Here is a 25,822-nt window from a genome sequence, read left to right as displayed (position 1 = left end):
TGAAAATATGGAGGTATATTATGGGCCATCAAGATTTCTTTAAGACTGACTATACGCCCTATGTTGTAAAATGGGGGCGTCTGACCAATATTATCGGAGCTGTATTTCTGTTCATCCCATGCATTGTCCTGTCCATTATGGGCCACCACCCTCTCTGGGGGGCAGTGGGAGTGGCGCTGGTTATCCGTGTTTCCTCCCTTTGCGTGGGATGGTTTGCTGAGCCTATTTCCTATTACCCATCTCTGGGAGCTGCCGGCACTTATATGGGCTGCTTGTGCGGCAGTATGTCAAACATGCGTCTGCCGGCATCACTGGTAGCACAGGAGGCTGCAGGCGTGAAGAACGGGTCGGAAGAGGGGGTATGTATCTCCACCATAGGCGTGGCGGTTTCCGTGGTGGTAAATCTGGTGCTCCTGACACTCACGGTTGTCTGCGGCACCCAGGTAATTAATTCGCTGCCGGAGGAAATCAAGGGACTGCTCAATTACCTGCTTCCTGCACTGTTTGGCTCCCTGCTGGCCAACAATATCATCAAAAGTCCCAAACTGGCTGCCATCGGCGTGCCCCTGGCTGTATTCATGACATTCGGCAACTCCATGGGGCTTTTGAATTTCATGCCCAAGGTGGCCAGGACACCGGTTGTAATGATTGTATCAATTTTCGGAACCATTGCCCTGGGATTTGCAACGCTCTTAAAAAAGCAGCAGAAGGAAGCATAGGAAAGACAGCAAAATCAGAAAGGATGAATTATGAGGAGAGTATGTGTTCTTGGCTGCGGACGGCTGGGACAAATCATTGCGGACGGTTTGTATTCCGGAAAGGTTGAGGGATGCCAGCTTGCCGGTGTGATGGATGGCAATGGTATGGCTGCGGAGAAGGCTGCCGGTAAATTCCAGTGTAAGGCATGCACCGGTATAGAGGAGCTGATGGCCCTTAACCCGGATTATGTGGTGGAGGCAGCCACAGCGGATGCGGTGAAGGCATGCGCTCTGGCCGTGCTGTCAGGAGGTGCAGAGCTCATATGCCTGTCTGTGGGGGCATTTTATGACCATGCATTCAGGCAGCAGGCAGCAGCGGCGGCAGTGCAGCATGGCACGAAGGTACATCTGGCCTCCGGGGTATTGGGAGGATTTGACTTTATGACGGCCGCCGCCATGTACGGCCAGGCTGAGACAGTTCTGGTCAGCCGCAAGCAGCCGTCGGACAGTCCCAAATGCCCGGCCGGCCTTACGGAGCTGCCGGACCATTATCAGGCAAGTGTGGAGGAGGCCTACCGGATGTCTCCCGGACACCTGAATATTGGTATAGCCGTGGGACTGGCCTGCGGGGATTTTAAACAGACCCAGCTGGTCATTGAGCCGGTGGCGCCGGATGAGTATACAGGGTTTGCTATTCATATGAAGGGGGATTTTGGAAAGGCCGAACTGTATTTTCAGCAGGGCTGTGACGGCCATCCGGTTCAGGGGCCTGTGATGGCGGCCTGGAGCGCACTGGCCCTGCTTAAGAGACTTACTTCTCCCATCAGTTTTTAAAAGATAAGTACAGATTGTATAACCGGAGGTTTGAAACATGGATAAAGAGAAATTATTTTCCCGTATTGATGAAAGGGCAGAAGAGCTGAAGGGCATATGCAGACAAATCTGGGAATATGCAGAGACAGCGCTCAATGAGGAGCGTTCCAGTGCCCTGCTGAAGGACTATCTGGAGCAGGCCGGTTTCCGGATAAAGGAAGTGCCGGGACTTCCCACTGCATTTATTGCGGAGTGCGGTGAAGGCAGACCGGTAATCGGCATCCTGAGCGAGTATGATGCCCTTCCCGGGCTTTCGCAGAAGGTCCAGGCGGATAAGAAAAAACGGGAATGCACGGAAAACGGCCATGGATGCGGCCACAACATGATATGCACCAGCATGCTGGGGTCTGCTGCTGCTGTCAGGGAGGCAATGGAAACGGACGGATTAAAGGGGACCCTGCGCTACTATGCCTGCCCGGCAGAGGAGATTACCGTGGGTAAGGTGGAGATGGCGCGCCAGGGCCTGTTTGAGGACCTGGATGCGGCGCTGGGCTGGCACCCGTCCCAGCTGAACGTGGTTGCGCGCTCAGCCTATTTAGCCACCAATTCCATTAAGTTCCGTTTTAAGGGAAAATCCTCCCACGCAGCCACTGCACCAGAAGCAGGGAGGAGCGCATTGGATGCAGTGGAGCTTATGAATGTGGGCGCCAATTATCTGAGGGAACACATAAATGACAAGGCAAGACTTCACTACTGCATTACCAACGGAGGCATGTCGCCCAATACGGTGCCTGAGGATGCAGAGGTCTGGTATATTGTGCGCGCTCCCAGGCGGAATGAAGTGCAGGATATCACCAGGCGCCTGTATAAGATAGCTGCCGGTGCAGCCCTGATGACAGAGACAAAGGTAATACCGGATTTCCAGTCAGGCTGTTACGATGTCATGCCCAACGAGGTGCTGAGCCAGGTCCTGGATGAGAATCTGCAGGCAGTGGGGGCCATTGGTTTTACGGAGGAAGACTATGCCTTTGCCCGTGAACTGGGCAGGGATTTTACGGAAGAACAGAGAAAAAGAGTGGGGGCAGCTCTTTTTACGGAACCCGGCCAGATACCAAAGGGGTCATACCTGGAGCCGGGCGTATATTCCATAAGGGATAAGGGGACTGTGAAGGCAGCCTCCACCGATGCAGGAGATGTCAGCTATATTGCTCCCTTTGCACAGTTCAACGTGGCTACATGGCCCTTGGGATGCCCTCCCCACAGTTGGTATGCAAGTGCTGCATCCGGGTCGGGGATTGGAATGAACGCCATGGTGTTCGCCTCCAAGGTGATGGCAGGAGCCCTTGCGGACCTGTTATCAGACCCGGGGACTGTGGAGCGCGCCCAAAAGGAATTCAGGGAATCCCTGGACGGATTCCGGTATGTGCCGCCTGCTGAGGAAGCGGCAGCCAATCAGGCGCTGACAACCATTGAATGAAGCTGCATAGAGTCAGAAAGGAAACATTATGAAAAAGATTACCATTGTGGGAGCCGGAAGCACCGGTCATGCGCTGGCGGCCGTCCTGTCCATGAACGGTCATGAGGTATACCTGACGGACAGCTCCGCCTACACAGATGTCTTGGAAAAGAGTGCGCGCTATGGTACAATCAAAATCAGAGGTACTGTAACGGGAGAGGGAACGCCCAGATGTATTACCACCAATGTGGCTAAAGCGCTGGAGCGTGCAGAGCTGATTATCTGCTGCACCATATCCAACAGGGATGAGGAAGTGGCGCAGATGCTGGCGCCCTTTGTGACACCGGAAAAACCGGTTCTTCTCAGCGCCGGAAACTGCGGGTCGATGATTTACCATCGTGTGTTTGAACAGTATGGAAAAAAGGGGATTCTGGTGGGGGAGGTGGGAGGCAATTTCTTCCCCTGCCGTTTGTCGGAGGACCGGATAGCCACCATAGGACTTCCCCTGGGTCCAAAGGCAATTGCGGCGTTTCCGCCGGAGAATACGGACAGACTGGCTGAAGCATTTGGAGAGGTGTGGGATTTCAGCCCGGTGAAGAGCATCTTATACGCGGCGTTTAACGGGCCAAACCTGATTTGCCATATTGCCGGTACAATCCTCAACATTGCTGCCATTGAAAACAGCGAAGGTTCGTTTAACCTGTTCAGGGATGGTATAAGCCCGGGGGTCATTAATCTTCTGGAACAGCTCTGGGAGGAGAAAAAGTCTGTGTTCGACGTGTTTGGGTTCCAGCCCGCGCCTTCCGTCAGGGGAATGTTTGAGGGAATACAGAACCATGACCCGTTTTACGACTATTTTTGTGAGATGGGTGGACCGGGAGATTTGCTGCATCGCTATGTGTCGGAAGACGCGCCGCTGCTGACCTGCTTTTTTATCTCCGTTGCAAGGGGAATCGGAGTAGATGTCCCCCTGTATGAGAGTATGGTTCGCCTTTTATCCGCTGTCACAGGTACGGATTACTACGGGCAGGGAAGGACGCTGGAAAATCTTTCCTTGGACCGGCTGTCAAAGGAAGAATTGATTTCGTATTTTTGTGAAGCGTAAGGACTGAATTACTGTATCTTGGGGACTGCTTATAGGGAGGATGTGGAATATGCTGCTGACACATGAGATTGCACAGCCAATCATTGAAACATTAGAGGAGGCATTTCCCTGTAAGGTGACGATTACAGATGCCAACGGATTCATCATAGGTACAAGCATACCGTCGCGCCTGAATCTGTTCCAGCCTTCGGCTTATGAGGTAATCTGCGGCCGGGAGCCCATGGAGAAGCTGGGGCCGGACGGCCAGTGGGAAGTGCCGGACGGTGTAATGCTGGGATATGGGGAGCGCATTATCTATAATGGAAAATGCATTGGCCTGGTAGGTCTGGTAGGGCCGCCGGAGGAAATGCAGTCCTACATGAAGACGGTGATGACAATGCTGAAGCTTTTGCTGGACCGGGTCAAGACCCAGGAACAGCTCTCCCTTCTGGTGCATGAAAAGAACTCGTTCATCACCACATTGCTGCTGAATCAGAATCAGGATGAAAAATGGATTGATACCAGAAGCCGTTTTTATAAATTCGATATGGGCCTTCCCAGAACCGTTGTGGTGGTTAAGCCATGTTTTTCCAAAGGTGATATAGAGCAGCCTCTGGTCCAGACCACAATCATGCGCAGGCTCCTGTCCCTGACCGGTGATGTGTTCCATCACAGACAGGATATGGTCTGCGAACTGAACAACGGGCTGATTGCAGCCATCACGGTGGGGGATGGAAACGGGATGCCGGCCCGCCGGAAGGACAATATATGCAGGGCCGTATCAAACCTGAGTGAATATGCAAAACGCCAGTGCGGACTGGATTTGCTCATTGGCATGGGAGCCGAGGTGTCCCAAGTTTCCCGGTATCATATTTCTTATGAGCAGGCAGGCCTGGCGCTTACTATCGGATGCCGTTCGGCAGCAGTCTGCGGTGTGTTCCGTTATGAGGACATGCTTCTGGAACGGGCTGCCATGAGTATGGATGCCAGGACAGCGGACGCTCTGTGGGAGCAGATAATAGAAAAGCTTCTGGCGGGAGGCAGTACCAGCCTCATAGAAACCATGGACTGCTATTTTGCGAACAACGGAAATGTGGCGGAAACCGCTCAGGCACTGTTTCTGCACCGTAATACGCTGCAGTACCGGTTTAACCAGATAAAAGAACTGACCGGATTTGACATCCGCCGGATTGACGACATGATATTGCTGCGTCTGGCGGTTCTCCGGTATACATATAAGAAATAAACAGTAAGGAGATTGACATGGGGTTTCGAGTAAATGCAAAGGATATAACAACCAACTATACCCAGACATTATCTGAGTTTATTACGAATTTAACATATGATGATATTCCCGAAGACGTGAGGGAGCGGGCAAAACACCTGACCATGCAGACCATAGGAGTCTCCCTGTCAGCTCATGGGCTGCCCATGAGCCATAAGGCGGTTGCCATAGCCAGGGCCTGCGGCGCGGGCGAACCATACGCTACCCTGTGGGGCGACGGAGGCAGGGTGAGTATGACCAGCGCTGCCTTTGCCAACGGTACCCTGGCGGATGTGATGGACTGGGAGGACTGTTCCTGGACAGGCCACCCATCCGCAGGCGTGATTCCGGTGGCGTGGGCGGTGGCAGAGGGTCTTCATCTGTCAGGCAGGGAATTCCTCACAGCGGTGGTGGCGGCCTATGAGGTATACCAGCGCATTGCTATGGTGGTCCAGCCTCCGAGGGACTGGGATATTATGAAGGGATGGGGCCTTACCTCCTGGCAGATATTTGCGGCAGTGGTACCGGCTGCAAAGCTGATGGGCCTGACTGCGCAGCAGGTCAATCAGGCCCTGGGGTTTGGTGTTCTGTGCTGTCCGGTCCAGAGCAACCTGCACCACATTACCATGTCGGACGCGTATCATTTTGAGCATGGATTCCGGGCCAAGGACGGTGTGCTGGCCGCTATGGTGGCCAAGGCAGGGGTGGATAATTATATGGATTGTTTCGACGATACATACACCTTTGACTACCACATGACTCCGGAGCCAAAGCGGGAATGGTATACAAAGGAACTGGGGACAAGGTGGCTTACCAAGGAAGTCCTTATCAAACACTGGCCCGCCAATATGTGGCTGCAGACCCCCATTGAGCTGGCTCATGACATTACGGTAAAGAATGATATTAAGCCGGAGGACATTGAGGAGATTATACTGGACCCGCCTACAGCAGGGCGCATGTACTATTCTCCGGAGGGCTTCAACTCCCTAACCCAGGCCCAGTTCAGCGCGCCGTTTATGCTGGCGGCATATCTGCTGAATCCGGAACCCGGCCCAGGCTGGTTTGACCGGAGCAAGCTGACGGACCCGGAAATCCTGGAACTGGCAGGTCGCATCCATGGGGGCAGCAGTGAGCCACATTATCTGAATCTCTGCTTTAAGGGTTTCCAGGAGGGCGAGTTCCCCATGAAGAAGCTTACAATCCGGACAAAGGACGGTAAGGTATATGAGGCGTCAATGGACTGCCATCCCGGCCACCCAAGAAATATGATGTCCCATGAGGAATTCGTGGAGCGCTTTAAGGTGGAGGCTGCACCTGTGTTATCCGGTCCGCGGCTGGAGGAGACTGCCGGCGCTCTGGCAGAACTGGAGACATGCGGGGACATAGCGGGCATAAGCAGGCTGCTGTGTAAGCAGTAAGGGGTTCCGCTGTCTGCTTCATGCCGATACCATTTTTATTAGCTGTCAGCATACAGCCATTTATTTACTGGGAAAAGCTGCAGCTTGCTGTATTTGCTTCCTCGTTGGCTGCGTTGGCCTTCTTGCGGTTCTTCATGTAAAAATAAAGCGGAGCCACTACAACCATTGCGCCAAGTCCGGCCACAAGCTTTGGTAATTCCGTGTTAATCAAAAGCCAGATGCTGGCAATGACTGCCACGGCAGGAATCACGTTTCCAAAAGGAACCCTGAAATTTGCTTTCATCTCTGGATGGTTTTTCCGCAGAAAGATGACGGCCAGGCATGTGGGGATGTACTGGCTGAACCGGCTGACCACGCTAATCATTGCCAGTTCGGTAAAGCTGCCGCTCAGGGACAGGAGAATGGCCAGCACTCCGGTTACAACCACTGAAACATAGGGTACGTTATGACGGTTCCGCTTTGTAATGGATTCCGGTAAAAGCCCGTCCTCGGCAAGGGCCTGGGCACATCTTGGGGTATTAAAGGAAGAACCGATGTTAATTCCGGCAATGGAAACAAGGGTACCGACGGTTACTAAAAGAGCGCCTTTATTTCCAAGGATAATTCCCATTGCATCCGCTACCGGGGTAGAGGTGCCGGATAGATTTTCTCCCAGCGTTCCAATACAGATAAACTGTATAAGGAAATAAACAATTGAAACAACGGACATGGATAAAATCAATGCTTTCGGCACATTTTTGGCAGGATTCTCCATGTCCCCCGCTGCAAGACCTGTATTTTCAAACCCTGTAAAAGCATAGAACACAGTGATAATGGTTGCGGAGACCCCTGCGGAGCCAAGGCCGGCCGGGAACAGCGGCATAAAATTAGAGCCTTTGATGAAGAAAATACCCACTGTGACGCAGAGAACAAGGGGAACCAGTTTGGCTACTGTGGATATATTGTTCAGGTAGGCCATGATATTAATTCCGAACAGATTGATGATACTCAGGACTGCGATGATGCCGACAGCGGTCATCTTCTGGACAGCAGGATTTGCAAACAATGGGAACACTGCTGAAAGCGCAGTGGAAAATCCAACGGCCATGGTTGCCCATGCAATGATGCTTACAATCCATTTCATAATCCCCACTTCATAACCGGCAAAGGAGCCAAAGGTTTTCTGGGCATACAGATAAGGGCCGCCGGAACGCTCGAACATGCTTCCGCATTCAGCAAAACACAGTGCTATGGACATCACCAGGACAAGAACAAAAGCATAGGCAAGGAGACTCCCGGCTCCCATTGTTTTATAGGCATTTCCCGGCAGCAGGAAGATGCCGCTTCCGATTACCATATTGATTCCGTAGAGGATGACTGTTCCCAGACTCCATTTTTTCTCTTTCATGATTTATTTCCTCCTTCGCATAAACGGTCTAAAACGTATTGGGTGAGTACGGCTACGCCGGCGGCTATACATGTTTCATCAAAAATGTTTGAGGCGTTATGAAGGCCCAGACGGCTCCCGGGGTTATCATTGGCAGTACCCAGGAAAAACTGTGCGCCTTTGCTGTATTCCAAAAAGACTGAGAAATCGTCGGAACCAGGGCTTGGAAATTCAAATTCCACTACTTTGTCTTCACCGAGCACTGTGTGGGCTGCATGGATGATATCGTCCACCACCTCCCCGTCATTGTACAGCGGCGGCAGGCTTCCCATTATTTCCACTTCTCCTTCCGCCCGCATGCCCTCGCAGACAGAATGGGTAATACGGCGTATGGCCTCGATATTTTGTTCCCTGCATTCCGGATAAAAGGTCCGAAGTGTTCCCAGTATGGTTACCTGGTCCGGTATGGCGTTGGAAGCCTGTCCGCCGTGAATGCTGCCAAATGTTAGGACAGTGGGTTTCACGGCCTGATTTTCCCTGGTTATGATTGCCTGGAGCTGTGTCAGCAGGAATGCCGCTGTCATTATCGGGTCCACGCAGCGGTAGGGATGGGCGCCGTGACCGCCCTTTCCGCGGATTGTTATTTTCAGATGTTCCACGCCAGCCTCCATGGGGCCCTTTCTCAGGCAGATGCTTCCGGCCGGTGTGTCGGGATGGGTATGGAGCCCTACCACAATATCATTTGGGGGTGTCAGGTCCATCAGTCCTGCCTTTATCATGGCTTGTGCGCCGTCGCATGGTTCTTCTGCGGGCTGGAACACGATTCTGACATTGCCGGCAAGGCTGTCTTTTCTTTCCTGCAAAAGTTTGGCGCAGTACAGCGCTATGATTGCGTGGATGTCATGACCGCAGGCATGGCTGATTCCATCCATTTCCGAGGCAAAGGAAAGACCGGTAGCTTCCTGGATAGGCAGCGCATCTATATCGTGGCGGATACAGATTGTTTTGCCGGGCCGCTCACCACGGATAATTGCGGAAACGCCGGTGGGCATTTGGAGCGGTTCCAGTTCAATGCCGGAATTCAGCAGCTCTTTCTTTAAGAACTCTGTTGTGTGAAATTCCTGATAGCTGAGTTCCGGATTCTGATGAAGCAGACGTCTCTGTGCAATCATGGTTTCTTCCAGCTTTTTAATTTCGTCGATTAGTTCCATTTTATCCTCCTTAAAACGCTCTTTGTTACAACTTGAACTCTTTAGCAAAAGTATACTGTTATCGTCAGGTCAAGTCTATTTTTTCTCATTTTTCTTACAAAAAAGCAGGGGTTGCCAGTAAATGTCCTTTCGGACCACTGACAACCCCTGCTCAAATCCGCCGGATTACCGTTTCAGAAAATACACCAGCTTTGGCCTGCCCATTCTGCCGTAGCTGTTCTGCACATCCACCTGTCCCTCCTTTTGCATGTACTGGAGATAGCGGTACAAGGTTTTCTTTTTGATACCCGTGATTTCCTCAAGCTCTTCAATCTCTTTGTATTCTTTTAATTCCCTCATTGCATCTTCCAGTTTTTTCAGCGTTACTGACCCAATTCCCTTTTCCGTATTATCGTAGTACTGGCTTTTCTCAGCATAGCTTAAGTGGACTTTGATTCTGGCAATCAGGTCAACGGCCTTAATGGGTTTCAGGGCGTAGTCGTCAGCCCCTGCCTCCATGAATCTTTCCGCCACGAATTCCCGTTCTTCAATGGTCAGGACAATAATGGGAAGATGGGGAAGTAGTTTCCTTATGGTTTTTACCGCCGTGATGCCGTCCATATCCGGCATATGGTAATCCACAATGACAAGATCAATGGCGGATGTCCGGAGGAATTTTTGGGCCTGCACGGAATTTTCGGCAAGCAGAGGACGCCATTTCTGAAACTTGCAAATCTGTTCCATGGTATAGAGAATATCTTTGTTATCATCCCATATCAGTATTGTTTTCGCCATGCAAAGCAGCCTCCTTCATCCATATTTCAAAGCTGGTGTACTGTCCTTCTTCGCTCTGAATCTTTATGTCCCCTCCATGATTTTCAATTACCTGTTTTACAAAATCAAGACCAATTCCGGTGGAACCGGCTGCCGAATATCCCTTTTGCCAGATTTTCTCCTGGATTGCTTCCGGTATTCCGTTTCCATTATCCCAAATACGGATAATGACGGTCCCCTGTAATTCCCTGACCGAAATATCAATAAGGCCGTCCGGTTTTTCCTCGACAGCCCGGTATGCATTCTGGATGATGTTAATCACTGCCCGGGAAAAACGGATTCGGTTAACCTGAAGCAGGGCGCTTTTGGCATGGTTCCGGTATTTGATAATATTTCCCGGTATGCCGGCCTGAGCCTGGGCCAGTATGGTGCGGAACAGCTCGTCTGTCTGGCATAGCTCCCTGTGTTCTTCATAGAGAATATCTGAAATCATCCCGCTCATCCCTTCGGCGGATGCACTGATTCTTCCCAGATATTCCCGTATCTGATGGTCGGATTCCATCATTTCCGAGAGACTAATCAGGCCCTGCATGGCGGTGAGCGGAGATTTTAAATCATGCACCAGGCTCTGGACCTCGCTGGCGCTTCTGAGTTTCAGTGCGTCAATCTGGGCCTGATACAGCTGTTCCGTCATCTGTTTGTTCTGTTCCGTCATTGTTTTTAAACGGTGCTCTTTATAAAGAAGCCGTATTTGGATAAGCAGTGCAAACAAAAAGGAACAGCCCAGGGCGGCGGCATAAAAGCTGAGCGTCCATCCGTCTCCGTGTTCAACAGCGGTTTCTTTTATCAGGGACGACAGATTTCCGCGTCCAAAGCCGTATTTGCTGATAACAGGAATTTCATCCAGCCATTGGAAACAGAGCTGCATGGATATCAGCACAAAGATTTTATTGGAGAGAGGGATGGAAAATAAATTCAGGTATGTAAGCGCGAACACAGACAGAATCATGATGTGCGCTGTCAGTCCGAAATCGAACCGGATTCCGTGGATGAAGTAAATGCCCCTGTAAACAAGAAACAGCACCAGGTAGGTAAGCAGAAAATTAAAAATTAAGAACCGTTTCCCGCGGTATACCATGCGGATGGATTCACTCATCAGAAAAGCCCCCATATATTGGGGAATCGCCCTGATGCAGTTTATCAGCACCATCTGCGCTGCGGATATCATGAGATAATATGTATTCCCTGTTTTCACATAAATATCCAATGCGCTTTCGATTGAGAAGCTTGTGGTTTTCAGGATTCCCGGCAGCGCAATGCCAAGGGCAGCCAGACACAGGCCCTGGAGCAGTTTGGTTTTGTCATATTCTGTTTGCAGGCTTATGTTAACGGTCTTGCTGTTCATCCGCAGTTCCTCCGCTGGTTCGTACCGCATCCATTTCATAGAATGTTGTCTGATGATACGTTAATACAATTATAGCATTTCGGGAATAAGTTTCAAGGATAGAACAGGTTGTTTTGCTTTCAGAGCGTAACCATTCAGAAAGGAGTCATTGGCTAAGACCAAAAAAATTTTACTAAAAAGTGCTTGCCAAATCAGAAGTTCTATGATACTATTTGCTTAACAGCTTAATATATTAACCTAATAAGCGCATAAATAAGACACAACAATGAAACAACACAGCCAGGGAGTACAGCAGGAAAGACCAAAATAATTACAAAAAAAGGGGATGAGGCATTCCGTAGGTATGCTGAGAACTGAAAAAGCTGAATGGGAATGGCAGGACATGGGATTTGCGATTGAAGAGAAAGGAAATAATTGATATGATAATGACAGATTATTATATTAACCAATTAAGAGGGAGCAAAGGAGAGGTCCGTATGTCTATTCCAAAATATCAGCAGATTAAACAAAACTTACTCTATGAAATCAACAATGGCAAGTTTCTGCCGGGAGACAAGTTTTACAGCGAGGCGGAGTTAAAGAAGAAGTACAGCGTCAGCGGTATAACCGCAATCAAGGCATTACAGTGTCTGACCAACGAGGGATACCTGGTCAGATACCAGGGAAAGGGAACCTATGTATCCAAGGCAAGGCGGGGCAAGATTGTAAAGTTTTCCGATATTGAGAAGTATAAGGATGCGGCAGAGCGTACGGAAGTGCTTGACATTCAGAAGATAAAGGACCCCAGGATTGCCTCCCAGCTGAACCTGGGACCGGATGAGGAGTTTTACCATATCAAGCGTCTGCGTCTGGTGGATGACAAACCTATTTTTGTGCAGAACAGTTATGTCATAGGGGAATTCATTAAAGAGGAGGATGCCATGGACAAGGAGAAGTTCACGTCCATATATGGGAAGATACGCCAGGATTATGGCATTGACCTGTATCAGGCTGATTCCAAGGAAATTACGGAAATCGTATTTCCGGCTCCTGAGCAGGAAGGGAAGCTTCTGGGCCTGACAGACAGGGAGCCAAGTGCGTTTACCAGAAGATATACATATCTGTTTGACGGAAGGACCATTGAGTATATTGAGGGATATAAGCGGTGGGATTATTTTAGTATTGAGATAGAACCGATTTAGTCCGGTACCGCTGAAAGCAGAGGAATGGAGGAATTGTATGGAACTATTGTTAGTCTCCCACAGGGGAATCGCGTCCGGGATGAAATCAGCTATTGCTATGGTCATGGGACCGGCAGCGGACCAGATTAATGTCATGGAGCTGACGGAGGAGGAAGGAATCCAATGTTTTGCAAGCCGTCTGGAAGAGTATTTACTGTCCTGGCTGACAGAGGGTAGGAAAGGGCTTATCCTGGCGGATTTAAGGGGCGGAACTCCCTATAACCGGGCGGAGCTGCTTCTGACAGAACATGGGCTTAAAGAGCGGGCCAGGGTCATCAGCGGAATGAATCTTCCCATGATTGTGGACGCTGTTCTGCGTGACATGGATGTGTGCAGCATGGATGAGATAGCTGATTTAGTCCGGGCAGCCAGGGACGGTATCATGTGCCTGGATTTGGAAACCAGGACACAGGTGTCGGATGATGAATAATTGGGAGGAATAGAAGATGACAATTCAGTGGTGGCAGATTCTGCTCATGACGATATATGCGGGATTTGCATTTTATGACGGTAACAATACGACCTTTGGGGCGGTAAAACCAACTATGGCAGGCTTCTTTGCAGGTCTTGTGCTGGGGGACATCACCACCGGTCTGGTGGTGGGCGGAACCCTTAACCTGCTTGTGCTGGGAATCGGCAATTTCGGCGGGGCTTCCATACCGGATTACATGACAGGTTCGCTTTTGGGAACCGCTTTCGCCATCCAGAGCGGCCAGGGAGCTGAATTTGGTGTGACGCTGGCTATACCTATTGGACTTTTGATGATACAGCTGGATATCCTGGCCAGGTTCTCCAATACATATTTCCAGCACCGGGCAGAACGCCTGGTGGACGGGGGAAATATAGAGGCGGCTGCCAGGATGAACCTTTTAGGCTTGATTCCCCAGTCCATTTCCCGTATGCTTCCGGTGTTTCTGGCCCTTGTATTTGGCTCTGATTTTGTGAACCTGGTGGTGAACCACCTTCCTATGTGGCTCATGAACGGACTCAAGACTGCAGGCGGCATCCTGCCATCGCTTGGTATTGCCATCCTGCTCCGTTATCTCCCTGTCAGCAAGAATTTCTCCTATCTGATTCTGGGATTTGTGCTGGCTGCTTACTTGAAGGTACCGGTACTGGGAGCGGCGTTAGTAGGGCTGGCCTTTGCTGTCATGAGCTTCCAGTCAGATAAAGATGAGGCGCCTGTCCCGACGCAGGCAGCAGTAAACGCAGGAGGTGAGATGGGAGATGAGTAAGATGGTAAATGGTCTGACAAAAGAAAGCAGAAGCGTATTCTGGCGGTGGTATTTCCTGGGAGGCGCGGGCTGGAATTATGAGAAGATGCAGGGCCTGGGATATTTCTACAGCATGCTTCCCATGGTCAGGAAACAGTCTGATGAGGAAAAACAGAAAGACCTGGCCAAGACAGAGCTTCAGTTCTTTAACACCAACAATACAATGGCGCCTATCATTATGGGGGTGGACTGCGCCCTCCAGGATGAAAAGGGGACAGAGGCACTGGATACGATTGCAGCTTTGAAAACCGGTATGATGGGGCCACTGGCAGGCATCGGCGATACACTGTTCCATGTTATACCTTCCACTATCATCGGTTCCATTGCTTCTTATATGGCATTGGAGGGAAGCCCTCTGGCCCTGGTGCTCTGGATTTGCTTTGGCCTCCTGCGTCTGTTCTGCATGAAGAATTTCTTTTCTCTGGGATACAGGGAAGGAGCCAAGATTGTGGGCGAAATCGGCAACCGGCTTAAGAAGATTACCAAGGCCGCTAATATTCTGGGCATCACGGTCATCGGAGCCCTGATTCCGTCTGTGGTAAATGCCAGATTCGCATATGAATTTTCCTGGGGTGAGGTGAGTGTATCCATACAGGAGCTGGCAGATAAGATTATGCCGTCCCTGGCGCCTACGCTGGTTGTGTTCTTTGCCTACTGGATGCTTGGAAGAAAGAAAATGAATTCAACGAGAGTGACACTGCTGTTAGTGCTGGTGGGGATACTGGCATATAATTTAAAAATATTTGCATAATAGGAGGAAAGAAGAATGAAAGGATTCGTACATATCCGTATTGACGACCGTCTGATTCACGGTCAGGTAGCCACACGCTGGTCCACCGGCCTGAGAGTAAACCGCATCATGGTAATTGATGACGCGGTTGCCGCTAATGACAATGAAAAGGCAATCCTGCGCATGGCTGCACCTGCTGGGATTAACACTTCCATCCTGCCTCTGGAGAAGGCTGTTGCCAATATCCAGAACGGAAATTATGAGGGACAGAGGGTAATGCTTATTGTCAAATCCCCCGTCACCCTGTCTAAGATGATGGACATGGGCGTACAGCTTCTGCCGGTTAATATCGGCAATATGTCCAACAGGCCAGGGACGGTCCAGTATAAGAAATCAGTCAGTATGAACGAAGAAGAAAAGGCTGCGGTGGATAAAATGCTGAAGGCCGGGGTAAAGGTGACGGCTCAGATGGTGCCGGATGACCCTTCTGTGGGAATTGAGACATTTTTCTAAAGCGTGTCTGAAGGATGAAGAGGAACAGCTATGAGAGAAGATTTGAAAACCTGGGCCGGCAAGGAGATGGACCGTATCTGTTGTGTGCTGGAGAGAAATATGAAACGCTACGGTACGGATTTCCCCTCGGCCTGTGCTTCCATGGGAAGGTACAGGATTAAGAAAAATGATGACTGGACCAACGGATTTTGGACAGGTATGCTTTGGATGGCATACCTGCATACAGGCAGGCAGACGTTTAAAGAGCTGGCGCTTAAGAATGTGGCAAGCTTTGAAGAACGGCTGAGGGACCATTTTGTGCTGGACCATCATGATATCGGTTTCCTCTACAGCCCATCCGTGACTGCGGCCTGGAATGTTACAGGAGAGGAACGGTTAAAGGATGTGATTGTACGGGCAGCGGATGTGCTGGCTGCCAGGTTCCAGGAAAAAGGAGGTTTTATCCAGGCATGGGGGCCGCTGGGGGAGGAAAAGGAGTATCGTTTGATTATAGATTCCCTGCTCAATCTCCCGCTTTTATATACTGCCGGGAATATCACGGATAATGGGTATTACAGGGAGATTGCAGAGCGGCATTATGACAATGTGATTCACTGTATTGTCAGGGAAGACGGTTCCACCTATCACACCTATTACTTTGATAAGGAAACCGGCCGGCCAAAATACGGGGCTACCCATCAGGGGTTCAATGACCAGTCCTGCTGGGCCAGGGGACAGGCATGGGCCATATATGGCATTCCACTTCACGCCCGCGTATCCGGGTTTCCCATGACCTGGGAGGAAAGGGAAATCCTCGAAAAGGCTACGGATTACTTTGAGAAACATCTGCCTTCCGATGGGATGCCCTACTGGGACCTGGTCTTTACAGACGGGGACGAACAGCCTAGGGATAGCTCAGCCCTGGCCATTGCTGCCTGCGGGATGTTAGAGACAGGTCAGTGGGGCCGCGGGGAGGAGATGATTCGGACTTGCCAAAATCTGGCCTCCTCAGAGGGGGAAGAAGACTGCGAGGGGCTGCTGCTTCACGGAGTTTATGCCTACGCCGAAGGCAAGGGCGTGGATGAGCCGAATCTGTGGGGAGATTATTTTTATATGGAAGCTTTGTTCCGGCTTCTTAATAGGGACTGGATTCCGTTTTTATGACAGGGAGAGATAAAGTATGAGTACATTTGAAATAAAAGAGGAATTCTGCCTGGATGGGAAACCGGTAAAGCTGTTGTCAGGAGCAGTCCATTATTTCCGGCTGATGCGGGAATACTGGGAGGATTGCCTTTATAATCTGAAGGCTATGGGATTCAATACCGTGGAAACATATATCCCGTGGAATATCCATGAGCCTAGAGAAGGCGAGTTTGATTTCTCCGGCAGCAAGGATGTGGAGGCGTTTGTAAGGCTGGCAGGGGATATGGGCTTGTATGTTATTCTGCGGCCCAGCCCTTTTATATGTGCGGAATGGGAATTTGGGGGACTGCCAGCCTGGCTGCTGCGCTATGAGGACATGAAGGTGCGGAGCAATACCCCCTTGTTTCTGAGTAAAGTGGACTCCTATTATAAGGAGTTGTTTGGCCATATTGCCGGGCTTCAGATAACCCAGGGTGGACCGGTCATCATGATGCAGGTGGAAAATGAATACGGTTCCTTTGGCAATGATAAGGAGTACCTGAGACAGATAAAAGGACTGATGGAAAAGTATGGAGCCCAGGTTCCGCTTTTTACATCCGACGGCGCCTGGGACGCTGCCCTGGAAGCAGGAAGCCTGATTGAGGATGGGGTTCTGGCTACTGCCAACTTTGGGTCCAGGTCAGATGAGAATCTGGATGTGCTGGAAGCATTTTTAGAGAGAAATGGCCGCAAATGGCCCCTCATGTGTATGGAGTTCTGGGATGGCTGGTTCAACCGCTGGAAAGAGAAAATCATCACCAGGGACGCGGATGACCTGGCCATGGAGGTCAAACAACTGTTACGACGGGCCAGCATTAATCTATATATGTTCCAGGGCGGAACCAACTTCGGTTTTTACAATGGCTGCTCAGCCAGGGGCAACACAGACCTGCCCCAAATTACTTCCTACAATTACGATGCTATCCTGACGGAGTGGGGGGAACCCACGGACAAATTTTACAGGGTTAGGGATACGGTTCAGGAATTGTTCCCCAACATAAGGACTGGGGAGCCAAGGTTCAGGGACCGTGCTTCCTATGGATTGGCTTCCCTGACGGGCAGGGTGTCCCTGTTTTCCTGTGTGGATGACCTGGCCCGGTGCAGGAAAAGCGCCTACCCAATGACTATGGAGGAGGCAGGAGATGGATATGGATATATGCTGTACCGTACTCATGTGAAGGGATATAACAGGAAAATGAGGGTGAAGGCGGTTCAGGCATCGGACCGTGTCCAGTATTATCTTAACGGGGTATTTGAGGGCACTCAGTGCCAGAATAATTCAGGGGAGGAGCTGGAACTGTATTTTGTAGAAGAAAATGAACTCAGCCTTCTGGTAGAAAACATGGGGCGGGTGAATTATGGATATAAGCTCCAGGCCCCAACTCAGAAAAAGGGAATCCGGACAGGTGTCATGGTGGACCTGCATTTTGAAAGCGGCTGGGAACAGTATGCTCTTACCTTTGATACGATTGGCCAGGTGGATTTTACAAAGGAGTGGATTAGGGATACCCCGTCTTTTTACCGGTATGAATTTCGTGTGGAATGTCCTGCAGATACTTTTCTTAACTGCCGGGAGCTGGGAAAAGGATTGGCGTTTATCAATGGATTTAATCTGGGACGCTACTGGTCAGAAGGCCCGCAGCAATATCTTTACATACCGGCTCCTCTTCTGAGGGAAGGCAGGAATGAAATCATTGTCTTTGAAACGGAAGGCAAGGTTGTGGAGGGACTGACACTGGAGGAGCGGCCGGTTTACGGGGTATGCAGTTAAAATATCTCTGGAAAAAGGCCGGAAGAACTGATAAAATAAGACCGTGGCAATGTAAATCATAAAATATTTAAAGTATGAGGAAGCAGACAGACATGGAAATCAGAATTCCTGCTCCGGCAGAGGAGATTATAAATAGACTGTACGAACATGGATACGAGGCGTATGTGGTGGGCGGATGCGTCAGGGATATGCTTTTGGGCAGGGAGCCGGGGGACTGGGATATCACCACCAGCGCCCTGCCCCGGCAGGTAAAGGAGGTATTCCGGCGCACCGTGGATACCGGCATACAGCACGGAACCGTGACCGTGATGATGGGAAAGGAAGGGTATGAGGTAACGACTTACCGCGTTGACGGGGAGTACTCTGACGGACGCCATCCTGACAGTGTGGAGTTTACGCCGGATTTGGCGGAGGATTTAAAGCGCCGGGATTTTACCATCAATGCCATGGCCTATAACAGCCGCAGGGGATTTGTGGATGAATTCGGAGGTTCGGATGACCTGGAAAAGGGCGTTATCCGGTGCGTGGGTGAACCGATGGACCGCTTTACGGAGGATGCCCTGAGAATACTGCGGGCCATCCGTTTTTCTGCCCAGCTGGGTTTTTCCATAGAAGAACACACCTTTGAAGCTATCAAGGTAATTGCGCCTAATATGGTCCATGTGAGCAAGGAACGGATACAGGTGGAGCTGACCAAGCTTTTGCTGAGTGCCCATCCGGATTATATCTCGCTGGTGTATGAGACTGGAATCAGTCCCTTTGTGTCAGAGGGATTTCACAGGGCCGGTGTCATGGAATCAGGGGATTGGGCGGTGCCGCCTGTTCCGTCCGGGGTTCCGGCGGTAAAGCATATGCGGTGGGCAGCCTTTCTGAGGGAGTGCGGCGCTTCCCAGGCAGCGGGTATATTGAAGGATTTAAAGCTGGACAATGATACCATCTGCAAGGTGAGAACTTTGGTGGAGTGGCAGGGGAAGAGGGTAGGCTATAAGGAGATTATGGAAGATGAAGGGGGAGAATCAGGAAAAAAATCATCCGGGGACGCGCCTGTAAAACCATCCAAGGCATTAATCCGCCAGGCCATGAGCCAGATGGAGCCGGAGCTGTTTGATGATTTGCTCACTCTTAAAATATGCCTTTCTGAGGCAGAATCCAATGACAGGGAAGTGGAATGGCTGCGCCAGGTCCGGGAACTGACAGAGGAAATCCGAAGGGACGGGGACTGCATCAGCCTTAAGACCCTGGCTGTGTCCGGCCATGACATCATGGAGGCAGGGGTGAAGCCGGGCAGGGAGGTGGGCAGTACGCTGTCACGGTTTTTGGATATGGTACTGGAGGAACCGAAGAGGAATACGAAGGAGTATCTTCTTTCCCATTTAGAGTGAGCAGGCGGAGAGATACGTATCAGGGAAGGAGCGTCTGCTCCTTCCCCTTCTTGTATTTCCGCATCATTTCGCATACAGCCATCAGCAGGATGGCATCCTGGTGACGCTCATGGCGCCAATTGCAGTTCCACTATTTATTGCTTATATGAACGGTAGATTACGTCTTTTTACGCCTGTCTCAAGGCAATTACCTTATCCATAAATTCCTTTGTCCTGTCATAGCTCACCGGATTTTTCCAGTTATTTCCTTCTTTGAACCAGCTTCCGATAATGGCGCCGTCCGCTGCTGCCAGCAGTTCGTTTACATTGCCGCTGTTAAGGCCGCTACCTATGAGTATGGGAAGGGAAGTGGAATTCTTGCATGTTGTAATGTTTTCCACAGACGGCGGGGTGCCTGTATCAAATCCTGTGACAATAACTGCATCGCCGTCCTGGGATTCGATATCCATGGCCTGTTCCGCCACGCTGCGGTCATGGATAATGTAATGGCTTCCGTGTTTGACATTTACATCGCACAGGGCCAGAATCTGGTCTGCCTTCAGCCGGCTTCTCATACGGGATACATTGGCGCCCATAGCATTGATGAAGCCGGACTGGGATACAAATGCATTGCACCATTCAAACACTCGTATCCAGCTTGCACCTGCGGCCACTGCGCAGGCCATGGCGCAGTCAGCGCCGTTCATGTGGCATTCGGCTCCAACCGGAATGGAAACCTTATTGCGGACTGCATGGATTCCCACTGCTAGGGCGGCGGCTGTCTCGTATCCGATATCTTCGCTGCGAAGATAGGGGATATCCCACATATTTTCCACCTGGACACCGTCCACACCGGCCTGCTCCAGTATGACTGCCTCTTCCAGAGCGATGGAGATGATTTTATCCATTCCCATGTTTACCGGATCGTATTTGGGGGAACCGGGCAGAGGCCTTAAATGCACCATGCCGATAATCGGTTTATCTGCTTTAAAAACATCCTTTAATTTACCCATATTTATATTACCTTTCATTGATACAGGAAATATCCGTCGTAAAATAATTGTAGCTTCTCTCCACATCAAGTCCAATGAGCTCATTCATCCGCTTTTGTATCTTTACGTATAGCCGTAATTCCTCATCTGTAAAATCATACAGTTCCTTTGAGTTATGCTCATAGGACATACGGTCAAAATTTTCATGGTGGTCGTAGACAATAAGCCCTTCTTCTGTCAGATGAAGTTTATATTCCCTGTTGTTATTTTGATTGCGGGTCTGCTTGACCCAGTTTTTTTTGACTAGTTTTTTGACCATCTGGGAACAGGCGCTCTTTGTTTTTTTCAAAAGTTTGGACGCCTCTGTCACGGTGATGCCGTCATTCTGACCAATACATTGAATGAGATGGGCCTCTGACTGGTAGAGGACGGCATTTCCATAGTCATGGGGGAGACTGTCATACTCGTTCATCAGCTGATTTGTCAGTTTCAATTCTGTCATCATATCACAATATAATAAATATCTCCTATTATCCATGCTCTCTCTCCCTTTGGCTTATAAAAATACTATATAGTTTTATTATAATACATTTTCTTCAAAAGGAATAGAGATTTGCGCCCCCCTGTGCTGCACGCAGTATGCAGCGGCGCGGTTGGCATAGTTGACAGACTCCTGAAACGGGCATCCCTGGGACAATTTTGCGGCCATACTGCCGATGAAGGTGTCGCCGGCGGCCGTTGTGTCTATGGCTTTGACACGGAGTCCTTCCACTGAGGTGACGCTGCCCTTGTATTCGTAGACAACACCGCGGCTTCCAAGGGAAATCACAGGCATCCTTATTCCCTTTTTCTTGAGGATATGTATTGCCTGTACCGCATCTTCTTCTGTTTCTACCCGTATGCCTGTCAGCATTTCTGTCTCCACTTCATTGGGTTTTAGTATGTCAATCCGCCGGGCAATTTCAGGCGTGAGCTTTGAGTAGTCCTTGGAGGAGGGGTCAACAACCAGTGTACAATTGTTTTGCTGGGCCATAAGAGTAATCTCATCTAATAACTGGCGGCTGTGTTCCAGAGTAGTCATGACAATACTGCCTTCCGTAAACAGGTGGGCATGGGATTGTAAATCCTGGGGGGTCACTCTGGCATTGACGCCCAGGGAGCAGACACATTTATTATGCCCTTCCATATCCACCCATACAAAGGCCACGCCTGTCCTGGCTTCCTTATCGACTTTTAACTGGCTTGTGTCTATATGGTCCTTTTGAAAGCTGTGAACCAGCTGGCGGGCATATTCATCATCCGCAATTCTGCCAATCAATGTCACGCTGCCTCCGGACCTGGCGGCTGCAACAGACTGGTTGCCGCCTTTTCCTCCCGGATTCACATGATAGTCCTCATAGGTATAGACTGTTTCGCCTATAGCAGGTATTTTATCGCAGCGTATGGAAATGTCCATGATAAGCGAACCAAAGCAGATGATATTCTTTGAAGTTGTCCCATCCATTTTTTATGCCTCCCTAATCCAGATAGCTTAAAAACTGTGTGATTCTGTCATTGTGCAGGTTCACCAGTTCGTCGTAGCTTCCTTTGGCCAGTATTTCCCCCTTTTCCACGAACACAACCTCTTCACTGACCTCTCTTGCAAAGGACATGTTATGCGTCACGACAATGATGGTATAGTCCTCCTGGGACAGTTCCTTAATCAGGCTCAGGACACCGGCGCCCAGCTCGGGGTCCAGGGCGCTTGTCGGTTCGTCAAACAAAAGAATTTCCGGCTTCATGGCCAGGGCCCTGGCTATGGCGATTCTCTGCTGCTGCCCTCCGGAGAGCTGATGGGGATAACTGTCTTTTTTGTCCTCCAGTCCAACCCGCTTCAAAAGTTCCATGGCTTCCCGGCAGGCCTCGGCCTTGCTTTTTTTCAGAACAGTGACGGGTCCTTCCATGATGTTTTCAAGGGCGGTCTTGTGCGGAAAGAGGTTGAAGCTTTGAAAGACCATGCCTGTCTTCTTGGTGAAGGCAGCTTTTTGGTGTTTCGGCAGTTTTTTGGAAAAATCTAGTTCTTCTCCATCCAAGCCTATTTTTCCTGAATCAGGAGTCTCCAGAAGGTTGATGCACCGGAGCAATGTGGATTTTCCTGAGCCGGATGAACCTATGATTGCCATTGTCTTGTGGGATTCAATTTCCAGGTTAATGTCCTTAAGTACATGATTGTCCCCAAAATATTTATTTAAATGTTTTATCTGCAGCATATGGCACCTCCCTAGGCCTGCGTATCCGTAATTTCTTTGATTCTTTTCTTATCCGTAGGAGTCAGCATGAGTTTATTTTCAATCCGGTTCTGAACGTAATTTAAAACCGTACAGAATATAAGATATATAAATCCAACCTCAATGTACATGAGAAGGGGTTCGTAGTTCCTGGCAGTTATCCTCTGGGTAGTCAGAAACATCTCAGGAATGGTTATGTTAGCTGCAAGAGACGTATCCTTTACAAGGGCAATAAAGCTGTTAAAGAGAGGCGGTACGGATATCTTAAAAGCCTGGGGAAGTATGACTCTCAACAGCTGCTGGGGATAGCTCATTCCCAGTGACATGGCAGCCTCCCACTGTCCCTTTGGTATGGACAGGATGGCGGCCCTGATTATTTCTGAACTGTAGGCGCCAATGCTTAAGGTGAAAACCAATATTCCTGAGGGCATTGGATTAATCACAACCCCTATTTTGGGAAGTCCGAAAAACACAAGGAACAACTGTACGAGAAGAGGAGTGCCGCGTATAATCCATACATATAATTCGCATATTTTGTTTAATACAGGTACTTTGGATATACGGATGATGGCTACGAATACCGCTAACGTTGTTCCAAGGGCGAATGAAATCAATGTCAGAGGTATCGTAAAGGAAATTCCGGCTTTTAAAATAGGCCAAAATGACGAGGTTAATATTTCGATTGAACGTGCATCCATTTCATTCACCCTCCTGATATGTTACTGCTGGATTTCTTCCAAGGTAAGTTCTTTGGAGAAGTCCTTTCCTAAATATTTGTTGGAAAGTTCGGTAAGTGTTCCGTCTGCCTTAAGCTCTGCAATTGCTTTGTTGACAGCCGCCACCAGGTCATCATTTCCCTTTGGAATCGGTACGGCTACCGTGTCGGCCTGCTCCTGTACAGCGGCAATCCTGATTGGAGTATCGGGCTTCTGTGTCAGGAAATCATTAAATGCGATGGTATTGTTGATGACGCAGTCTGTTCTTCCGGCTAATAATAATTCGATATCCTTGCTGAATGTGTCGGAAGCAGTGATGTCCATGTTATACTTTTCTGCAATTAAAGCATAGTTGCTGGATACATTTAAGGATGTCTTTTTTCCACTGGCACTGTCCCAATCAGTGATGTCGCTGTTATCTGTCTTGGTGATAAGGGCAATGTAGCTGTAGAGGTAGGGGTCGGAGAAATCATATTTTTCTTTCCTCTCGTCTGTGACACCTACCTGGTTTAATACCAGGTCAACCGTACCTGTGTCCAGTGAGGTCAGAAGGCCTTCCCAGGTGATTTCGGAGAATTCGGTTTTAACGCCCATTTTTTCGCCGATGGCTTTTGCTACCTCCACATCATACCCGCACAGCTCATTGTTGTCGTCATGATAAGTAAATGGCTTATAAGTTCCTTCTGTACCTACCTTTAATACGCCGCTTTCGAGGATTTTTTCATACCTTGTTTTTTCGGCGGAGACAGCAGCGGTTTCTTCTGCCTTCTGTTCTTCTTTGGTTTCCTCCTTTGGTTCCTCACTCTTTGCTTGCGCCTCGGTGTCTGCTGCAGGCTGGGGATCTGCAGGTTTCTGTCCGCCGCATGCTGTCAGGGAAGCAGTCATGGCAAATAACGCAGCTGTCAGGATTAGGTTTCTTTTCTTCATGGATAAGTCCTCCTTAGTTAAAAATATGGTTTATTTTGTTTAATAAAGTATCAATGGTGGAATGGGGTACTGCTACATTCATGCGTATGAACCCGGCTCCGTTTTCCACGAATTGGTCCCCGCCTTCAATTATCAGTCCGTTTTCGATAAAGCGGTTCTCGACTTCGAGATGGTCTGAACCAAGACTGCCAATGTTAATCCAGGCAAGATAGGTTGCCTCAGGAATCCGGAAATCCATTGCAGGGAGGTTGGCTTTTAAGTACGCCTCCATATTGCGGAAGGTTTTTGCCAGGTATTGGTTCAGCTCTTCCAGCCAAGTTTCTCCTTCGTCATAGGCCGCTGTGGCAGCTGCTACGGAAATAGGGTTGGGCAGGTAGTGATACGTGGAGTTCCACTGGCTGCGGATGATGGGGTCCGGTATGATGATGTTTGCCAGGTGGTTTCCTGCCAGGTTAAAGGTCTTACTGGGAGCAGTGCATGTGATGAGGCGCTTCATGTCCGGATGAAGGCTGGCCAGAGGTGTATGGCAGACGCCTGGCCGGAGTATATCGTTGTGAATCTCGTCGCAAATGATGAACAGGTTATATTTTCGGCAGATATCCATGATATGCCCCAGTTCTTCCCGGCTCCAGACGCGCCCGGTAGGATTATGGGGACTGCATAGTATAAGTACTTTATTATGTTCGTCCTTGGCTTTCTGTTCCAAATCTTCAAAATCAATGATAAACCGTCCGTGTTCGCAGCAAAGTCTGGAAAAAACAGGTATCATTCCCGTTTTCTTAATGGAATTAAAAAACGGTTTGTAGGCCGGAGTATGTATGATGACACCGTCTCCCGGTCTGGCCACCAGTGACAGAGCGTGGGACAGAGCGGGAACCACGCCTGAATCCACCACGATTTCATCCGGCGTTATGTGCCAGTGATGACGTCTTTCCATCCAGTGACAGACGGCCTGATAATAGGAAGCATCGTAAATATCCGTATAGCCAAAGATGCCTTGGTCCACACGCCGGTGCATGGCGGCTATGATTTCAGGTGCTGTCTTAAAATCCATGTCTGCAATCCAGAGGGGGATGCTGTCCTCCGGGGCATCTGGGGCAAATTTTTTTAAACCATCGTACTTTTCGCTGTCTGTGTGCCATCTGTTGATGACTGTGTCAAAATCATATAACATAATAGTCCTCTTTTTGTATTAAGCATATTTATTGTTAATTAGATTAACTGTTAACTAGCTTAATTATAAACACATCATACAAAATAAATCAATACTAAATTTTAATTTTGTCCATAGTGCACAACACAGGCGCTGATAACTGTGCATTATGTTGAAAAGGGAGGGGTATTTCTATTGAAGACCCGGCTGCGGGAAATGTATAAAAAGAATAGCACGGTAAAAAATACAAAGAAGAACCCAGGCCCATC

Annotated in this window: 25 protein-coding genes; 14 read left to right on the top strand and 11 right to left on the bottom strand. The window is 49.5% G+C overall.

All coding sequences use genetic code 11. The features are described from left to right. Positions 1 to 20 precede the first annotated feature (20 nt). From I2H39_RS09890 to I2H39_RS09865, 6 genes are read left to right on the top strand one after another with little or no spacing between them, the layout of a single operon-like run. A complete protein-coding gene (locus I2H39_RS09890; RefSeq protein WP_195626358.1) occupies positions 21 to 719 on the top strand; it encodes a hypothetical protein in 699 nt (232 codons plus the stop codon). Positions 720 to 749: 30 nt separating this feature from the next. Further along, entirely contained in the window at positions 750 to 1,532 is a 783-nt protein-coding gene (locus I2H39_RS09885) for a DUF108 domain-containing protein (protein WP_195626357.1), read from the top strand. A 37-nt stretch (positions 1,533 to 1,569) separates the two neighbouring features. Continuing rightward, positions 1,570 to 2,988 (top strand): amidohydrolase, encoded by a 1,419-nt coding sequence (locus I2H39_RS09880; RefSeq protein ID WP_195626356.1) that lies wholly within the window; start codon positions 1,570 to 1,572, stop codon positions 2,986 to 2,988. Between the two features lie 28 nt (positions 2,989 to 3,016). Further along, a complete protein-coding gene (locus tag I2H39_RS09875; RefSeq protein ID WP_195626355.1) occupies positions 3,017 to 4,072 on the top strand; it encodes an NAD/NADP octopine/nopaline dehydrogenase family protein in 1,056 nt (351 codons plus the stop codon). A 49-nt stretch (positions 4,073 to 4,121) separates the two neighbouring features. Further along, positions 4,122 to 5,297 (top strand): helix-turn-helix domain-containing protein, encoded by a 1,176-nt coding sequence (locus tag I2H39_RS09870; RefSeq protein ID WP_195626354.1) that lies wholly within the window; start codon positions 4,122 to 4,124, stop codon positions 5,295 to 5,297. A 17-nt stretch (positions 5,298 to 5,314) separates the two neighbouring features. Continuing rightward, positions 5,315 to 6,733, top strand: coding sequence for an MmgE/PrpD family protein (locus I2H39_RS09865; protein ID WP_195626353.1), 1,419 nt, complete (start codon positions 5,315 to 5,317; stop codon positions 6,731 to 6,733). Positions 6,734 to 6,797: 64 nt separating this feature from the next. Here I2H39_RS09865 and I2H39_RS09860 read toward each other — a convergent pair whose 3' ends face one another. The 4 genes from I2H39_RS09860 to I2H39_RS09845 all read right to left on the bottom strand — a co-directional run bounded on the left by I2H39_RS09860 (position 6,798) and on the right by I2H39_RS09845 (position 11,468). Further along, positions 6,798 to 8,120, bottom strand: coding sequence for an APC family permease (locus tag I2H39_RS09860; RefSeq protein ID WP_195626352.1), 1,323 nt, complete (start codon positions 8,118 to 8,120; stop codon positions 6,798 to 6,800). Further along, positions 8,117 to 9,310, bottom strand: coding sequence for a M20 family metallopeptidase (locus I2H39_RS09855; protein ID WP_138310836.1), 1,194 nt, complete (start codon positions 9,308 to 9,310; stop codon positions 8,117 to 8,119). Before I2H39_RS09855 ends, I2H39_RS09860 begins: the two co-directional genes overlap by 4 nt. Positions 9,311 to 9,475: 165 nt before the next feature. Further along, positions 9,476 to 10,084, bottom strand: a complete 609-nt coding sequence (locus I2H39_RS09850; protein WP_138310837.1) for a response regulator — start codon at positions 10,082 to 10,084, stop codon at positions 9,476 to 9,478. Further along, positions 10,056 to 11,468, bottom strand: a complete 1,413-nt coding sequence (locus I2H39_RS09845) for a HAMP domain-containing sensor histidine kinase (RefSeq protein ID WP_195626351.1) — start codon at positions 11,466 to 11,468, stop codon at positions 10,056 to 10,058. Before I2H39_RS09845 ends, I2H39_RS09850 begins: the two co-directional genes overlap by 29 nt. A gap of 476 nt (positions 11,469 to 11,944) precedes the next feature. Here I2H39_RS09845 and I2H39_RS09840 point away from each other — a divergent pair, with 476 nt between their 5' ends. From I2H39_RS09840 to I2H39_RS09805, 8 genes are all read left to right on the top strand, one after another. Beyond that, the gene (locus I2H39_RS09840; RefSeq protein WP_227146386.1) at positions 11,945 to 12,649 is read left to right on the top strand and encodes a GntR family transcriptional regulator; all 705 of its coding nucleotides are present in this window, start codon (positions 11,945 to 11,947) and stop codon (positions 12,647 to 12,649) included. Positions 12,650 to 12,686: 37 nt separating this feature from the next. After that, positions 12,687 to 13,118: a hypothetical protein gene (locus I2H39_RS09835; RefSeq protein WP_195626349.1), complete on the top strand. Its 432-nt coding sequence runs from the start codon at positions 12,687 to 12,689 to the stop codon at positions 13,116 to 13,118. Between the two features lie 16 nt (positions 13,119 to 13,134). Then, positions 13,135 to 13,923 carry a PTS sugar transporter subunit IIC gene (locus I2H39_RS09830; RefSeq protein ID WP_195626348.1) on the top strand — a complete coding sequence of 263 codons (789 nt, stop codon included), beginning with the start codon at positions 13,135 to 13,137 and terminating at the stop codon, positions 13,921 to 13,923. Continuing rightward, entirely contained in the window at positions 13,916 to 14,713 is a 798-nt protein-coding gene (locus I2H39_RS09825; RefSeq protein WP_195626347.1) for a PTS system mannose/fructose/sorbose family transporter subunit IID, read from the top strand. Before I2H39_RS09830 ends, I2H39_RS09825 begins: the two co-directional genes overlap by 8 nt. A 15-nt stretch (positions 14,714 to 14,728) precedes the next feature. Next, positions 14,729 to 15,205, top strand: coding sequence for a PTS sugar transporter subunit IIB (locus I2H39_RS09820; protein ID WP_195626346.1), 477 nt, complete (start codon positions 14,729 to 14,731; stop codon positions 15,203 to 15,205). Positions 15,206 to 15,235: 30 nt separating this feature from the next. After that, positions 15,236 to 16,348 carry a glycoside hydrolase family 88 protein gene (locus I2H39_RS09815; protein WP_195626345.1) on the top strand — a complete coding sequence of 371 codons (1,113 nt, stop codon included), beginning with the start codon at positions 15,236 to 15,238 and terminating at the stop codon, positions 16,346 to 16,348. A gap of 16 nt (positions 16,349 to 16,364) precedes the next feature. Then, a complete protein-coding gene (locus I2H39_RS09810; protein WP_195626344.1) occupies positions 16,365 to 18,137 on the top strand; it encodes a beta-galactosidase family protein in 1,773 nt (590 codons plus the stop codon). 92 nt (positions 18,138 to 18,229) lie between these two features. After that, entirely contained in the window at positions 18,230 to 19,519 is a 1,290-nt protein-coding gene (locus tag I2H39_RS09805; protein ID WP_195626343.1) for a CCA tRNA nucleotidyltransferase, read from the top strand. Between the two features lie 167 nt (positions 19,520 to 19,686). On the opposite strand, the gene I2H39_RS09800 is transcribed toward I2H39_RS09805, so the two are convergent. The 7 genes from I2H39_RS09800 to I2H39_RS09770 all read right to left on the bottom strand — a co-directional run bounded on the left by I2H39_RS09800 (position 19,687) and on the right by I2H39_RS09770 (position 25,574). After that, entirely contained in the window at positions 19,687 to 20,511 is an 825-nt protein-coding gene (locus tag I2H39_RS09800) for a BtpA/SgcQ family protein (RefSeq protein WP_195626342.1), read from the bottom strand. Positions 20,512 to 20,518: 7 nt separating this feature from the next. Beyond that, positions 20,519 to 20,995 carry a MarR family transcriptional regulator gene (locus I2H39_RS09795; protein WP_240305265.1) on the bottom strand — a complete coding sequence of 159 codons (477 nt, stop codon included), beginning with the start codon at positions 20,993 to 20,995 and terminating at the stop codon, positions 20,519 to 20,521. A 75-nt stretch (positions 20,996 to 21,070) separates the two neighbouring features. Then, the gene (locus tag I2H39_RS09790) at positions 21,071 to 21,994 is read right to left on the bottom strand and encodes a ribokinase (protein WP_195626340.1); all 924 of its coding nucleotides are present in this window, start codon (positions 21,992 to 21,994) and stop codon (positions 21,071 to 21,073) included. 13 nt (positions 21,995 to 22,007) lie between these two features. Further along, on the bottom strand, positions 22,008 to 22,739 hold the full coding sequence (locus I2H39_RS09785) for an amino acid ABC transporter ATP-binding protein (RefSeq protein WP_195626339.1): 732 nt from the start codon (positions 22,737 to 22,739) through the stop codon (positions 22,008 to 22,010). 11 nt (positions 22,740 to 22,750) lie between these two features. After that, positions 22,751 to 23,455 (bottom strand): amino acid ABC transporter permease, encoded by a 705-nt coding sequence (locus tag I2H39_RS09780; protein ID WP_195626338.1) that lies wholly within the window; start codon positions 23,453 to 23,455, stop codon positions 22,751 to 22,753. 21 nt (positions 23,456 to 23,476) lie between these two features. Beyond that, the gene (locus I2H39_RS09775) at positions 23,477 to 24,400 is read right to left on the bottom strand and encodes a transporter substrate-binding domain-containing protein (RefSeq protein ID WP_195626337.1); all 924 of its coding nucleotides are present in this window, start codon (positions 24,398 to 24,400) and stop codon (positions 23,477 to 23,479) included. A gap of 13 nt (positions 24,401 to 24,413) precedes the next feature. Further along, on the bottom strand, positions 24,414 to 25,574 hold the full coding sequence (locus I2H39_RS09770; protein ID WP_195626336.1) for a PatB family C-S lyase: 1,161 nt from the start codon (positions 25,572 to 25,574) through the stop codon (positions 24,414 to 24,416). Positions 25,575 to 25,822: the final 248 nt, after the last annotated feature.

Origin of the sequence: Clostridium sp. 1001283B150225_161107_B6 (assembly GCF_015556325.1) — a bacterium.
Taxonomy (GTDB): domain Bacteria; phylum Bacillota; class Clostridia; order Lachnospirales; family Lachnospiraceae; genus Enterocloster.
Note: the sequence above shows the minus strand (reverse complement) of the source record. Positions and strands in the feature narration are given on the sequence as shown.

What these genes read in the sequence shown, in the direction of transcription:
- I2H39_RS09815 (WP_195626345.1), top strand. Translation starts at nt 15,236, where the DNA reads ATGAGAGAAGATTTGAAAACCTGGGCCGGCAAGGAGATGGACCGTATC.
- I2H39_RS09890 (WP_195626358.1), top strand. Translation starts at nt 21, where the DNA reads ATGGGCCATCAAGATTTCTTTAAGACTGACTATACGCCCTATGTTGTA.
- I2H39_RS09875 (WP_195626355.1), top strand. Translation starts at nt 3,017, where the DNA reads ATGAAAAAGATTACCATTGTGGGAGCCGGAAGCACCGGTCATGCGCTG.
- I2H39_RS09825 (WP_195626347.1), top strand. Translation starts at nt 13,916, where the DNA reads ATGAGTAAGATGGTAAATGGTCTGACAAAAGAAAGCAGAAGCGTATTC.
- I2H39_RS09770 (WP_195626336.1), bottom strand. Translation starts at nt 25,574, where the DNA reads ATGTTATATGATTTTGACACAGTCATCAACAGATGGCACACAGACAGC.
- I2H39_RS09780 (WP_195626338.1), bottom strand. Translation starts at nt 23,455, where the DNA reads ATGGATGCACGTTCAATCGAAATATTAACCTCGTCATTTTGGCCTATT.
- I2H39_RS09860 (WP_195626352.1), bottom strand. Translation starts at nt 8,120, where the DNA reads ATGAAAGAGAAAAAATGGAGTCTGGGAACAGTCATCCTCTACGGAATC.
- I2H39_RS09865 (WP_195626353.1), top strand. Translation starts at nt 5,315, where the DNA reads ATGGGGTTTCGAGTAAATGCAAAGGATATAACAACCAACTATACCCAG.
- I2H39_RS09880 (WP_195626356.1), top strand. Translation starts at nt 1,570, where the DNA reads ATGGATAAAGAGAAATTATTTTCCCGTATTGATGAAAGGGCAGAAGAG.
- I2H39_RS09840 (WP_227146386.1), top strand. Translation starts at nt 11,945, where the DNA reads ATGTCTATTCCAAAATATCAGCAGATTAAACAAAACTTACTCTATGAA.
- I2H39_RS09850 (WP_138310837.1), bottom strand. Translation starts at nt 10,084, where the DNA reads ATGGCGAAAACAATACTGATATGGGATGATAACAAAGATATTCTCTAT.
- I2H39_RS09830 (WP_195626348.1), top strand. Translation starts at nt 13,135, where the DNA reads ATGACAATTCAGTGGTGGCAGATTCTGCTCATGACGATATATGCGGGA.
- I2H39_RS09835 (WP_195626349.1), top strand. Translation starts at nt 12,687, where the DNA reads ATGGAACTATTGTTAGTCTCCCACAGGGGAATCGCGTCCGGGATGAAA.
- I2H39_RS09855 (WP_138310836.1), bottom strand. Translation starts at nt 9,310, where the DNA reads ATGGAACTAATCGACGAAATTAAAAAGCTGGAAGAAACCATGATTGCA.
- I2H39_RS09885 (WP_195626357.1), top strand. Translation starts at nt 750, where the DNA reads ATGAGGAGAGTATGTGTTCTTGGCTGCGGACGGCTGGGACAAATCATT.
- I2H39_RS09790 (WP_195626340.1), bottom strand. Translation starts at nt 21,994, where the DNA reads ATGGATGGGACAACTTCAAAGAATATCATCTGCTTTGGTTCGCTTATC.
- I2H39_RS09800 (WP_195626342.1), bottom strand. Translation starts at nt 20,511, where the DNA reads ATGGGTAAATTAAAGGATGTTTTTAAAGCAGATAAACCGATTATCGGC.
- I2H39_RS09820 (WP_195626346.1), top strand. Translation starts at nt 14,729, where the DNA reads ATGAAAGGATTCGTACATATCCGTATTGACGACCGTCTGATTCACGGT.
- I2H39_RS09785 (WP_195626339.1), bottom strand. Translation starts at nt 22,739, where the DNA reads ATGCTGCAGATAAAACATTTAAATAAATATTTTGGGGACAATCATGTA.
- I2H39_RS09805 (WP_195626343.1), top strand. Translation starts at nt 18,230, where the DNA reads ATGGAAATCAGAATTCCTGCTCCGGCAGAGGAGATTATAAATAGACTG.
- I2H39_RS09870 (WP_195626354.1), top strand. Translation starts at nt 4,122, where the DNA reads ATGCTGCTGACACATGAGATTGCACAGCCAATCATTGAAACATTAGAG.
- I2H39_RS09795 (WP_240305265.1), bottom strand. Translation starts at nt 20,995, where the DNA reads ATGATGACAGAATTGAAACTGACAAATCAGCTGATGAACGAGTATGAC.
- I2H39_RS09845 (WP_195626351.1), bottom strand. Translation starts at nt 11,468, where the DNA reads ATGAACAGCAAGACCGTTAACATAAGCCTGCAAACAGAATATGACAAA.
- I2H39_RS09775 (WP_195626337.1), bottom strand. Translation starts at nt 24,400, where the DNA reads ATGAAGAAAAGAAACCTAATCCTGACAGCTGCGTTATTTGCCATGACT.
- I2H39_RS09810 (WP_195626344.1), top strand. Translation starts at nt 16,365, where the DNA reads ATGAGTACATTTGAAATAAAAGAGGAATTCTGCCTGGATGGGAAACCG.